The sequence below is a fragment of the Pantoea sp. M_10 genome (genome assembly GCF_008631515.1).
In the GTDB taxonomy this organism is placed as follows: Bacteria; Pseudomonadota; Gammaproteobacteria; order Enterobacterales; family Enterobacteriaceae; genus Pantoea; species Pantoea anthophila.
Genome location: NZ_VWUL01000012.1, coordinates 82,313 through 94,672, shown reverse-complemented (window position 1 = coordinate 94,672; position 12,360 = coordinate 82,313). Strand labels below are relative to the sequence as shown.

General features: G+C 58.6%; 7 protein-coding genes and 1 tRNA gene. 5 read left to right on the top strand and 3 right to left on the bottom strand.

All coding sequences use genetic code 11. The features are described from left to right. Positions 1–398 precede the first annotated feature (398 nt). A complete protein-coding gene (gene putA / locus F3I47_RS21810; protein WP_150029832.1) occupies positions 399–4,346 on the bottom strand; it encodes a trifunctional transcriptional regulator/proline dehydrogenase/L-glutamate gamma-semialdehyde dehydrogenase in 3,948 nt (1,315 codons plus the stop codon). A gap of 451 nt (positions 4,347–4,797) precedes the next feature. Between putA and putP the strand changes: the two genes are divergently transcribed. From putP to phoH, 5 genes are all read left to right on the top strand, one after another. Beyond that, positions 4,798–6,282 carry a sodium/proline symporter PutP gene (gene putP / locus F3I47_RS21805; protein WP_140923187.1) on the top strand — a complete coding sequence of 495 codons (1,485 nt, stop codon included), beginning with the start codon at positions 4,798–4,800 and terminating at the stop codon, positions 6,280–6,282. A 190-nt stretch (positions 6,283–6,472) separates the two neighbouring features. Continuing rightward, positions 6,473–7,297 carry an iron uptake transporter permease EfeU gene (gene efeU, locus F3I47_RS21800; protein ID WP_150029833.1) on the top strand — a complete coding sequence of 275 codons (825 nt, stop codon included), beginning with the start codon at positions 6,473–6,475 and terminating at the stop codon, positions 7,295–7,297. Positions 7,298–7,349: 52 nt separating this feature from the next. Continuing rightward, a complete protein-coding gene (gene efeO, locus F3I47_RS21795; protein WP_111207734.1) occupies positions 7,350–8,465 on the top strand; it encodes an iron uptake system protein EfeO in 1,116 nt (371 codons plus the stop codon). Positions 8,466–8,467: 2 nt separating this feature from the next. Beyond that, positions 8,468–9,745 carry an iron uptake transporter deferrochelatase/peroxidase subunit gene (gene efeB, locus F3I47_RS21790; RefSeq protein ID WP_150029834.1) on the top strand — a complete coding sequence of 426 codons (1,278 nt, stop codon included), beginning with the start codon at positions 8,468–8,470 and terminating at the stop codon, positions 9,743–9,745. A 571-nt stretch (positions 9,746–10,316) separates the two neighbouring features. Beyond that, positions 10,317–11,105, top strand: coding sequence for a phosphate starvation-inducible protein PhoH (gene phoH / locus F3I47_RS21785; RefSeq protein WP_009089645.1), 789 nt, complete (start codon positions 10,317–10,319; stop codon positions 11,103–11,105). A gap of 337 nt (positions 11,106–11,442) precedes the next feature. On the opposite strand, the gene F3I47_RS21775 is transcribed toward phoH, so the two are convergent. Together F3I47_RS21775 and msrA are read right to left on the bottom strand one after the other, a co-directional pair. After that, positions 11,443–11,530: transfer RNA gene (locus tag F3I47_RS21775), tRNA-Ser, on the bottom strand. A gap of 254 nt (positions 11,531–11,784) precedes the next feature. After that, positions 11,785–12,318 carry a peptide-methionine (S)-S-oxide reductase MsrA gene (msrA, locus tag F3I47_RS21770; RefSeq protein ID WP_111207736.1) on the bottom strand — a complete coding sequence of 178 codons (534 nt, stop codon included), beginning with the start codon at positions 12,316–12,318 and terminating at the stop codon, positions 11,785–11,787. Positions 12,319–12,360 lie beyond the last annotated feature (42 nt).

Sequence of the window (12,360 nt, the reverse complement as noted above, 5' to 3'; positions counted from 1 at the left end):
AGCGGATGAGGGATTTCAGGACGAGCGACAGGGATGTCGCGAAGAGGCAGGGTCGCGCCAGGGATGGCGCGTCCTGCCGGTCCGTGAGAAATCCGGAAGAAGCGAAGGGACCGCGAAGCGGCGGTGAAGCAGGCCGGAGCCCGGGGTCAAGGGGGCGCGGCGACTGGCGCCCCCTTGTCGGTCGCCTGCAGAGGCGAAGCTGAAACTGCCGGATTCACCCGGCGAACGAAATCTGCTCAGACTCAACCCGCGCAGCAAACCCCATCAGTCCCAGCGACCCGGCGAACGAAACCTTCTCAGACTCCGCCCGCGCAGCAAACCCCATCAGTCCCAGCGACCCGGCGCACGAAACCTTCTCAGACTCCGCCCGCGCAGCGACCTCGCCGGCAACCCCCCCCTTACCCGATGGTCATCAGGCTAGCGTTACCACCTGCGGCCGCGGTATTCACACTCAGTGAGCGCTCAATCAGCAGACGCTCCAGCAGCAGATTCGTCTCGCCGCGGGCGAAGCCCTGCACCGACACAATCGCGCCTTCACGCGCGGCAATCTGTTCGCACAGGGCGCGCAGCTGATCGGCGTCGCCGTGATAGATTACCGCATCAAACTCCGCCGTCAGCGGGTCTCGCGCCAGCGTAATGCGCGCTTTCACCGCGTCCGGCAGCGAGGCACGCAGGGTGCGATGCAGCTCATCATCCTGCCACAGCGCTTTACTGCCGACGCTGGTCACGGCCGCCAGCTGAATCAACGCATCCTGCTCGTTGTCAGCCAGGCAGAGCACCTGATCGCGTGGCAACAGCGAGAAGGTATTGCGCTCACCCGTCGGGCCCGGCAGCAGCCGTACCACACCGGCCTGGGCCAGCTGGTCATAGCGATCACAGAGTTCAGCCAGCGCCGGTTTATCTTTGGCCCAGCTGCTGAGTGCCTGATGCGGAGCCAGCAGAGCGTGACGCAGCGTGCTATCAGCCGGGCGCTCCGCATCCTGGCGATCGAAGGTCAGACGCAGCGCGCCATCCGGGCGATGTGCCAGCAGGCGGTAGAGATAGAGCGGACCGCCCGCTTTCGGACCGGTACCGGATAGGCCTTCACCCCCAAACGGCTGCACGCCAACAACGGCGCCCACCATATTGCGGTTAACGTAGAGGTTACCGACCCGGGCGCTCGCCGTGACCTGCGCAATGGTCTCATCAATACGGGTATGGACACCCAGCGTCAGGCCGTAACCGGAAGCGTTAATCTGCTCAACCAGCTGCGGCAGCGTGTTGCGGGTGAAGCGCACCACGTGCAGCACCGGTCCGAAAATCTCTTTATCCAGGTCGCTGACCTGATCCAGCTCAATCAGCGTGGGTTTGACAAAGGTGCCGCTGTTCCACTCTTTGCTGTCCTGCGGATTATCCTGCACCGCCTGATAGACCGTGAAGCCCTTGTTACGCATCGCCTGAATATGGCGGTCGATATTGGCTTTGGCTTCGGCGTCAATGACCGGGCCGATATCGGTGGAGAAGCGCTCCGGGTTACCCATGCGGCACTCTGCCATCGCACCGCGCAACATTTTCAGCGTATGGTCAGCGACATCTTCCTGGATGCAGAGCAGACGCAGGGCGGAGCAGCGCTGTCCGGCGCTGTCGAACGCCGAGGCAACGATATCAACCACCACCTGCTCGGTCAGCGCGGAGGAGTCAACGATCATCGCATTCATCCCGCCGGTTTCCGCAACCAGCGGCACTGGGCGGCCGTGCTGGTCAAGACGACCGGCGAGATTACGCTGCAGCAGGGTTGCCACGGCAGTGGAGCCGGTAAACATCACACCGCGCACCCGGTTGTCGCCGGTCAGCTGTGCGCCAACGGTTTCACCCTGGCCTGGCAGCAGCTGCAGCACGCCTGGTGGTACGCCCGCATCCAGCAGGATCTGCACCGCCTGCGCGGCAATCAGCGGCGTCTGTTCGGCAGGTTTGGCCAGCACGCTGTTGCCTGCTGCCAGTGCCGCCGCAATCTGACCGGTGAAGATCGCCAGCGGGAAGTTCCACGGACTGATGCAGACCACCGGGCCCAGCGGGCGATGGGTTTCATTGTCGAAATCGTCGCGCACCATGCCGGCGTAGTAATAGAGGAAATCGACCGCTTCGCGCACTTCCGCGATGGCGTTGTTGTAGGTCTTGCCCGCTTCACGCACCAGAATGCCCATCAGCTTCTGCATCTGGCCTTCCATGATCTGCGCCGCGCGCTCCAGAATCGCGGCACGCTCCTGCGGCGGGGTGGCAAACCAGATTGGCCCGCTGTTCACGGCGGCATCCAGCGCCAATGACACTTCCTGCTCTGTCGCTTCACGCACCTGACCCACGCGATCGCCAGGCACGGCCGGGTTCAGCACGTCGTGCAGCTCACCGGTGCCCGCTTCGCCATCGATCATCGGTTCGGCCAGGTAAGGGTGGGCGGCGCTGCTCAGCAGGGCGCTGGAGAGCGAGGCGAGGCGGTGTTCGTTGGCCATATCCAGACCCGCAGAGTTGACGCGGTTCTCGCCATAGAGGTCACGCGGCAACGGGATCTTCGGATGCGGCAGGCCGATCGCGCCTTCGCTGGCCCCGAGTTTCTCAACGGCGAGCACCGGATCGGCAACCAGCTCGTCAATCGGCAGTGAGGTATCCGCGATGCGGTTAACAAAGGAGGTGTTGGCTCCGTTCTCCAGCAGACGACGCACCAGATAAGCCAGCAGGGTTTCATGCGTCCCCACCGGCGCATAGATGCGGCAGGGGCGATTCAGCTTCCCGTCCGCCACTTTGCCGACCACCTGCTCATAGAGGGGTTCACCCATGCCGTGCAGACACTGGAACTCATACTGTCCCGGATAGTAGTTGTTGCCCGCCAGCTGATAGATGGCGGCCAGGGTATGGGCATTGTGCGTGGCGAACTGCGGATAGATCAGGTTCGGCACGGAGAGCAGTTTACGGGCGCAGGCCAGATAGGAGATATCGGTGTAGACCTTGCGGGTGTAAACCGGATAGCCTTCCAGACCTTCCATTTGCGCGCGTTTGATTTCGCTATCCCAGTAAGCGCCTTTCACCAGACGGATCATCAGGCGGCGGCGACTGCGCTGAGCCAGGTCGATCAGCTCATCGATGACAAACGGGCAGCGTTTCATATACGCCTGGATGACGAAGCCGATCCCGTTCCAGCCTTCCAGCTCCGGCTCGAAACAGAGTTTCTCCAGCATATCCAGCGACAGTTCCAGCCGGTCAGCTTCTTCGGCGTCGATGTTGATGCCGATGTCATAGGAGCGCGCCAGCAGCGTCAGCGATTTCAGCAGCGGGTAGAGCTCTTCCATCACCCGCTCATACTGCGCGCGGCTGTAACGGGGATGAAGGGCTGACAGTTTGATGGAGATGCCCGGGCCTTCATAGATGCCCCGGCCATTGGAGGCTTTACCAATCGCGTGGATCGCCTGCTGATAGGAGAGCAGGTAGGCTTTGGCATCGCCTGCGGTCAGTGCCGCTTCGCCCAGCATATCATAGGAGTAGCGGAAGCCTTTCTCTTCCAGCTTACGGGCGTTTGCCAGGGCTTCGGCAATGGTTTCACCGGTCACGAACTGCTCGCCCATCAGTCGCATCGCCATATCCACACCTTTGCGGATTAGCGGCTCGCCACTCTTACCGATAATGCGGTTCAGAGAGCGTGACAGGTTCGCTTCGTTATGGGTTGAGACCAGACGGCCGGTAAACAGCAGACCCCAGGTGGCCGCGTTGACAAACAGGGACGGGCTGCGTCCCAGGTGTGACTGCCAGTTCCCGTTACTGATTTTGTCGCGGATCAGCGCATCGCGGGTTGGCTTGTCGGGAATACGCAGCAGCGCTTCGGCAAGGCACATCAGCGCCACGCCTTCGTGAGACGATAATGAGAACTCCTGCAGCAGGCTTTGCACCATACCGGCGCGTCCGGTTGCACCTTTTTGGTGCCGCAGCTTGTCGGCAAGCTGATAAGCGAGCTGATGGGTTTTCTCTGCCAGCGGCGCCGGCAGGCGTGCCTGCTCCAGCAGCATCGGCACCGCATCCGTCTCCGGACGACGCCAGGCTGCGGTCACGGCGGAACGGGTCACGGACTGCGGTAAAATCTGCTCTGCGAAGTCAAGGAACGGCTGATGCAGCTCCTCTGGCTGGATGTCGTCAGACTCGGCGGCGGCCTGTGCAGTGAGAGGGATCTCCGGCACGGCATCCCCGGTTTCCAGCTGGCCTAGGTAGTTAAAAATCGCCTGTTTGATCAGCCAGTGTGGCGTGCGGTCGATGCGCTGCGCAGCCAGTTTGATGCGCTCACGTGTCGCGTCATCCAGTTTTACACCCATGGTGGTTGTACCCATGACTTCCAGGCTCCTTAATAGTGGTTCGATACGGCGTGGGCTGCACTATCACTTAAGTTGCAACTTTGTGCAACCGTGTTAAATGTGAGCCAGTTAACACCCCTGTGACATCGCCAATTGTTAAATCTGACAATTCGGCACGGATATTGCTGCAAGATCCTCGCCAGGTTGGCAGACCCGATAAAATGCGGGTTTCCGGCAGGTTACACGGTGGTGCAACCGGATAACTGTGAGCGAGTGCAACCTCTGGACACTTTTTCACAACCGGTTAGTGAAATCACTGTAACGCCTGTGTTAAATCCATTGTGCGCGCCACGCCTTTCCGGCAGGATACCGCGCCGCTGGGAAATGACTGACGCCCTGACGAAAACAATCGGCCCGTTCTGCCCCGTTCCGGCAGGCGGGTAGCTGGCGATTTCTCTGGGATATCAAATAATAAGTGGAGAGACAGATGAGTGTAAGTACACCAATGCTGGTGACCTTTGTGGTTTATATACTTGGGATGGTGTTAATCGGTTTTGTGGCCTACCGTTCGACCAAAAACTTTGATGACTACATCCTGGGTGGCCGCAGTCTGGGTAGTGTGGTCACCGCACTCTCTGCGGGTGCCTCAGATATGAGTGGCTGGCTGCTGATGGGATTGCCGGGGGCGATCTTCATCTCAGGGATCTCTGAGAGCTGGATTGCGATCGGTCTGACCATCGGTGCCTGGCTGAACTGGAAAATCGTCGCCGGCCGCCTGCGTGTTCAGACCGAACACCACAACAATGCGCTGACGCTGCCAGACTTCTTTACCAGCCGCTTTGAAGATCACAGCAAAATTCTGCGTGTGATTTCGGCCATTGTGATCCTGGTGTTCTTCACCATCTACTGCGCCTCTGGCGTGGTTGCCGGTGCGCGTCTGTTTGAAAGCACCTTTGGCATGAGCTATGAGACCGCACTGTGGGCGGGGGCGGCAGCCACCATCCTTTATACGCTGGTGGGGGGATTTCTGGCGGTGAGCTGGACGGATACCGTTCAGGCAAGCCTGATGATTTTCGCCCTGATTCTGACGCCGGTGTTTGTGATTATCGCGGTGGGCGGCTGGTCTGATTCGCTGGCGGTGATTGAGGCGAAAAGCCTGGAAAATCTCGACATGCTCAAAGGGCTGAACTTCGTTGCGGTGATCTCGCTGCTCGGCTGGGGCCTGGGCTACTTCGGCCAGCCGCATATTCTGGCGCGCTTTATGGCGGCGGATTCGCATCGCTCAATCCGCACCGCACGCCGCATCGGCATGGCATGGATGGTGTTCTGTCTGGCGGGGGCGGTCGCTGTTGGCTTCTTTGGTATCGCCTACTTCCAGAACAACCCGACGCTGGCGACCGGCGTCAACGACAACGCAGAGCGCGTCTTTATCGAACTGGCACGCATCCTGTTTAACCCATGGATTGCCGGTATTCTGCTGTCAGCGATTCTGGCGGCGGTGATGTCAACCCTGAGCTGTCAGCTGCTGGTCTGCTCCAGCGCCCTGACTGAAGATCTCTACAAAGGCTTCCTGCGTAAAAACGCCAGTCAGCAGGAGCTGGTGTGGGTAGGGCGTCTGATGGTGCTGCTGGTGGCGCTGATTGCGATTGCACTGGCGTCTAACCCGGAAAACCGCGTACTGGGTCTTGTCAGCTACGCCTGGGCAGGCTTCGGGGCGGCCTTTGGACCGGTCGTGCTGTTTGGCGTCTGCTGGAAGCGCATGAACCGCAACGGCGCGCTGGCCGGTATGATTGTCGGTGCGCTGACCGTGCTGGTGTGGAAACAGTATGGCTGGCTGGGTCTGTATGAAATCATCCCGGGCTTCATCTTCGCCAGCATCGCGATTGTGCTCTTCAGCCTGATGGGACGTGAACCTTCAGCTGAAGCGCAGCAGCGTTTTGCCGCCGCTGAGGCGGAGTTCCAGACCAAATAAGCAGAGCGTCAGGAGTGAAGGCCCGTCCCGCAGGGGACGGGCCTTTTTGTTACAAAGATAAAAGCCTCAAAAATGCAATTATCTCCATCGGCAACTTGTTTTTTTCGCAGCGATAATGATAATCGGTATCGTTTACACTTTACCTGAATTTACCGTTAATTGACGCTGCTTAACATTCAAGAGGCTGGCAATGTTCGTTCCCTTTCTCATCATGCTGCGCGAAGGACTTGAAGCCGCGCTGATTGTCAGCCTGATCGCCAGCTACCTCAAACGCACCCAGCGCACCCAGTGGTTTCCGGCCATGTGGGCAGGCGTCTTTGTCGCCGCGGCACTCTGCCTGGGGCTGGGTCTGTTTATCAATGCCACCACTGGCGAGTTCCCGCAAAAAGAGCAGGAGCTGTTCGAAGGCATTGTGGCGCTGATCGCCGTCGTGATCCTCACCTCCATGGTGTTCTGGATGCGCAGAGTGGCGCGCAATATCAAAGTTGAGCTGGAGCAGGCGGTCGACCAGGCGCTGCAACGTTCGGGCCGGGGCGGTCTGGCGCTGGTGCTGATGGTCTTTCTTGCCGTGGCGCGTGAAGGCCTGGAGTCAGTCTTCTTCCTGCTGGCCGCTTTTACGCAGGATGTCGGTTATGCGCCGCCGATTGGCGCGGTGCTGGGGCTGGCGACAGCGGTGGTGCTGGGCATGCTGCTCTACTGGGGCGGTATCCGCCTGAACATGGCGCACTTCTTCCGCTGGACCAGCGTCTTCATCCTGTTTGTGGCGGCCGGTCTGGCCGCAGGGGCGATTCGCGCCTTCCACGAGGCGGGTCTGTGGAATCACTATCAGGATGTGGCCTTCGATCTCAGCAATACCTTATCGACCCATTCGCTGTTTGGCACCCTGCTGGAAGGCGTGCTGGGTTATCAGGAGGCCCCCAGCGTCAGTGAAGTGACCCTTTACTTCGTCTACCTGATCCCGGCCCTGATTCTGTTTTTTATGCCTGCGCGTTCTGCTGCGTCGGCCACTGTGTAATACGACCTTTAACGGGCGCATCTTACGCCCGCAACGTGATAGGGAAAAAGAGATGACAATGCGTTTCCGCCGCAAGGCACTGCTGCTTCCTCTGCTGGCGATTTCTGCTTCTGCGGCGGCAGCCGTTCCTCAGGTTACCGTAAGCGTCAACGACAGGCAGTGTGAGCCGATGAGCTTAACGGTGAAGGCCGGTAAAACTCAGTTTCTGATTAAAAATAACAGCCAGAAAGCGCTGGAGTGGGAGATCCTGAAAGGTGTGCTGGTGGTGGAAGAGCGCGAAAACATTGCGCCGGGCTTCAGCCAGAAGCTGACCGCTAATCTGGAGGCCGGGGAATATGAGATGACCTGTGGTCTGCTGAGCAATCCAAAGGGCAAACTGATTGTGCAGGCGGGGGAGAGCGCGACGCCCGGCGCAACCTCCGCGCGGATGCAGCTGGAAGGCCCGATCACGCAATACAAAGCCTGGGTGACGGAGCAGGTGAATCAGCTGGTGAGCCAGACGCAGGCCTTCACCGATGCGGTCAAAGCCGGGGAGGTCGAAAAAGCCAAAGCGCTGTTTGCCCCGACCCGCCAGTATTACGAGCGCATTGAGCCGATTGCTGAACTCTTCTCCGATCTCGATGGCAGCATTGATGCCCGTGAAGATGACTATGAAAAGAAAGCGGAGGATCCTAAGTTCACCGGCTTCCACCGTCTGGAGAAAGCGCTGTTTGCGGAGAACAGCACTAAAGGGATGACGGGCTATGCCGACCAGCTCAACAAAGATGTGAAAGATTTGCAGGTGCGCATCAGTGAACTGGCCTTCCCGCCGGCCAAAGTGGTGGGCGGCGCGGCCGGTCTGATTGAAGAGGTTGCCTCCAGCAAGATCTCCGGCGAAGAAGATCGCTACAGCCGTACCGACCTGTGGGACTTCCAGGCAAATATTGATGGAGCTCAGAAAATCGTTGATCTGCTGCGCCCGCTGGTCAGCAAAGCCAATCCGCAGCTGCTGGCGAAGGTGGATGCCAACTTCAAAAAAGTGGATGCGATCCTGAGCAAATACCGCACGAAAACCGGTTTCGAATCGTACGAGAAACTGAGTACGGCTGACCGCAATGCGCTGAAAGGGCCTGTCACCGCCCTGGCGGAAGATCTTTCCTTACTTCGTGGCACGCTGGGTCTGGATTAATCATGAGTCGTAAGCCAGAGGACGCGCAGCAGCCTGCGCGTCGTCGTTTATTAAAAGGGCTGGGCCTGCTGGGAGGCGCCGCTGCCTTCTCCGGCGGTTGCCCGTTTCATGCCGCCGCCGACACGTTTTCGCCGGGTACGGTGACGCCTCAGGCGCGGCAGCAAAAGCAGCCGTTTTATGGTCAGCATCAGGCGGGGATTATCACGCCACAACAGGCATCGATGATGCTGGTGGCGTTTGACCTGCTCAGCAGTGATAAAGCCGATCTGGAGCGGCTCTTCCGGCTGCTGACCCAGCGCATCGCCTTTCTTACCGCGGGCGGGCCGGCACCGGTCGTCACCAACCCGCAGCTGCCGCCAATGGATTCGGGCATTCTCGGCCCGACGATCGCGCCGGATAATCTCACTATCACCGTGTCGGTCGGCAGCAGCCTGTTCGATGAGCGTTTTGGTCTGGCCCCGCATAAGCCGAAAAAACTGCAGCCGATGACGCGCTTCCCTAACGATTCGCTGGATGTTGCTCAGTGTCATGGCGATCTGCTGCTGCAGATCTGCGCCAACACCCAGGATACGGTGATCCATGCCCTGCGCGATATCATCAAGCACACCCCCGACCTGCTTGGGGTTCGCTGGCGACGGGAAGGCTTTATCTCTGACCACGCGGCACGCAGTCAGGGGCAGGAGACGCCGATTAACCTGCTGGGCTTTAAGGATGGCACCGCGAATCCGGATACGCACGACGCTGCCCTGATGAATCAGCTGCTGTGGGTGACGGCGGATCAGGATGAACCGGTCTGGGCGCGTCATGGCAGCTATCAGGCGGTGCGGCTGATTCGCTTTCACGTGGAGATGTGGGATCGCACCCCGCTGGGCGAGCAGCAGACCATCTTTGGTCGCGATAAGCTGAGTGGCGCTCCGCTGGGGATGCAGCATGAGCATGATGTTCCTGACTATGCCCGCGATCCGGACGGGCAGGTGATTGCGCTGGATGCGCATATTCGCCTTGCTAACCCCCGCACGCCAGAGACGGCCAGCAGTCTGATGTTGCGCCGCGGCTACAGTTACTCCGCCGGGATCTCGGCGTCAGGACAGCTGGAGATGGGCCTGCTGTTTGTCTGCTATCAGCACGATCTGGAGCGCGGATTTCTGACGGTGCAGGGGCGACTGAACGGCGAGGCGCTGGAAGAATATATCCGGCCCTTTGGCGGCGGTTATTTCTTTGCGTTGCCGGGTGTCCCGGACGCCAGCCATTATTTAGCGCAACCCCTGCTGGAAGCCTGATTAAATTTCAGCCACTGCGGACGGCCCGATTTCTGGCCGTCCGACTTTTCTTTCCCGTAACCTGACTGACTGAGTTTTAACTGAGAATCAGCCGGGGCTTCGCCGAATTAAAATAATCTAACTGACTGAAATAGCTGATTTTTACACGCAATGGTAAAATAAAGGCTTACCCGCGAATAGCAATTCCTTTGCCAGCAGTTAAAATTACTGTTGCAAAGGTTCAGCAAAATGATGCACTTTATTAAACAGGCGTAATCGGACGTGTCGATGTATCACACTGGAGTTCGCGCATGGGTCGAGTCTTTTATGGAAAGTCATTGTCAGTAAATAGATTGCGCCTGACCGCGAGGGCCATTCTGCCTCGTTATTTCTTCCTTCCTTCAACCAACTCTTTTGTCTTACCGTTTCCTTTTTTATCCGGTGTTCAGCCACGCTTCTGCGCTGCTGCATACCCACTATCCTGTCCTGTCATGGCTTAAAAGGAAGCCAACTGAAACCTCTAAAGCGTTCACGTAATCGTAACGGGCCACCGGCCTGACACGGGAAATGAAACCAACTGAAAGGTGCCACTATGGGAAGACAGAAAGCAGTGATCAAAGCGCGTCGTGAAGCGAGAAGAGTGCTTCGCAATGACTCACGGAGTCATCGTCAGCGCGAAGAAGAGTCGGTCACTTCGCTGGTGCATATGGGCGGACTGGATTCGATTGGCATGGCACGCGATGCGCGGGACCGGCTGCCGATTGAAGCCCGGAATGAGGCTCAGGCGCACTATCTTAATGCCATAGAGACGAAGCAGCTGATCTTCGCAACCGGTGAAGCCGGATGCGGTAAAACCTGGATCAGCGCCGCAAAAGCGGCTGAGGCCCTGATTCATAAGGATATCGACAGGATTATCGTTACGCGCCCGGTACTGCAGGCAGATGAGGATTTGGGATTCCTGCCCGGCGATATTTCTGAGAAATTCGCCCCTTATTTCCGTCCGGTTTATGACATTCTGGTTAAACGTCTTGGCGCATCCTTTATGCAATATTGTCTGCGTCCGGAAATTGCCAAAGTTGAGATTGCGCCTTTCGCCTATATGCGAGGCCGCACTTTTGAAAATGCTGTGGTGATTCTGGACGAGGCGCAGAACGTGACCGCCGCGCAGATGAAAATGTTCCTGACCCGACTGGGCGAAAACGTCACGGTCATTGTTAACGGCGATATTACCCAGTGCGACTTGCCCGCTGGGGTGCCTTCTGGTCTCGCAGACGCGCTGGCGCGGTTTGAAGAGGACGAGATGGTTGGCATTGTGCGCTTCGGCAAAGAGGATTGTGTGCGTTCAGCGCTGTGTCAGCGCACCCTGCACGCGTACAGCTAGTGTTCGATTGAGTAGAAGTGTAGCGCCCAAACCCGGCTCCGGCCGGGTTTTCTTATTGTGGAGGGCAGGCTGCGCCCGCTGTCGCACCCCGGCGGGGCTTCTCACCCCCTCTCCATGCAATATGCAAAAAAAAGCCTGAACTTTCGTTCAGGCTCTTCTTCGGAATGTGGCGGTGAGAGGGGGATTGATTCGCTTCGCTCACCCTGCGGGCAGCGTCGCAGGCTCCGCTGTCCATCGGGCTGCGCCCGCTGTCGAACCCCGGCGGGGCTTCTCACCCCCTCTCCGTGCAATATGCAAAAAAAAGCCTGAACTTTCGTTCAGGCTCTTCTTCAGAATGTGGCGGTGAGAGGGGGATTCGAACCCCCGATACGTTGCCGTATACACACTTTCCAGGCGTGCTCCTTCAGCCACTCGGACACCTCACCACATTTGTTTCGCTGACCGCGCTGGGTCAACGGGGCGGTACTATAGGGAGTCGGCTGAAAACGGTCAAGCACTATTTTTTTCTTTTGATCTATTCGCTTAAGCTCTGAACGAATTGATTTATTCCGGCCTGAAACTGGCCATTTCTCCGCCTGATTTCCCGTCCTGTCCGCGCAGTGAGACAGAGCAGGGCAGCGGGCAGGACGACATCCTGAGCAACGTCTCAAACCGGATGCCGTCCCGCGGATGGCTGAAATCAGCTCTTCACACGGTTAGCGAAGCTTTTGCGCAGCTTCTGCAGCTTCGGCGGGATGACCGCCATGCAGTAGCCGTTGCGCTGACCCGCGCCTTCCCAGTAATCCTGATGATAGGCTTCGGCAGGATACCACTCCTTCAGCGGCTCGATGGTGGTTACCACCGGCACATCATGGTCGGCCTGAGCACGTTCAATGGCGGCACGCGCTTCCGCTTCCTGCTCAGCATTGGCCGGGAAAATGGCGGAGCGATACTGGGTGCCGATATCGTTACCCTGGCGGTTAAGCTGGGTTGGATCGTGCGTCACGAAGCTGATATCCAGCAGGTCGCCAAAACTCACCTGCTCGGGGTCAAACCCAATGCGGATCGCTTCCGCATGGCCGGTCGCGCCGCTGCAGACCTGCTCATAGGTAGGATTCGGGCGCGCGCCGCCGGTATAACCGCTTTCAACCGACTCTACGCCGATCACATCCTTAAAGACCGCTTCGGTACACCAGAAACAGCCACCCGCGATAACTGCGTATTCGATTGCCATAATATTTTACTCCTGTCAGGTCGAAAGAGGTGAATGGGGGCG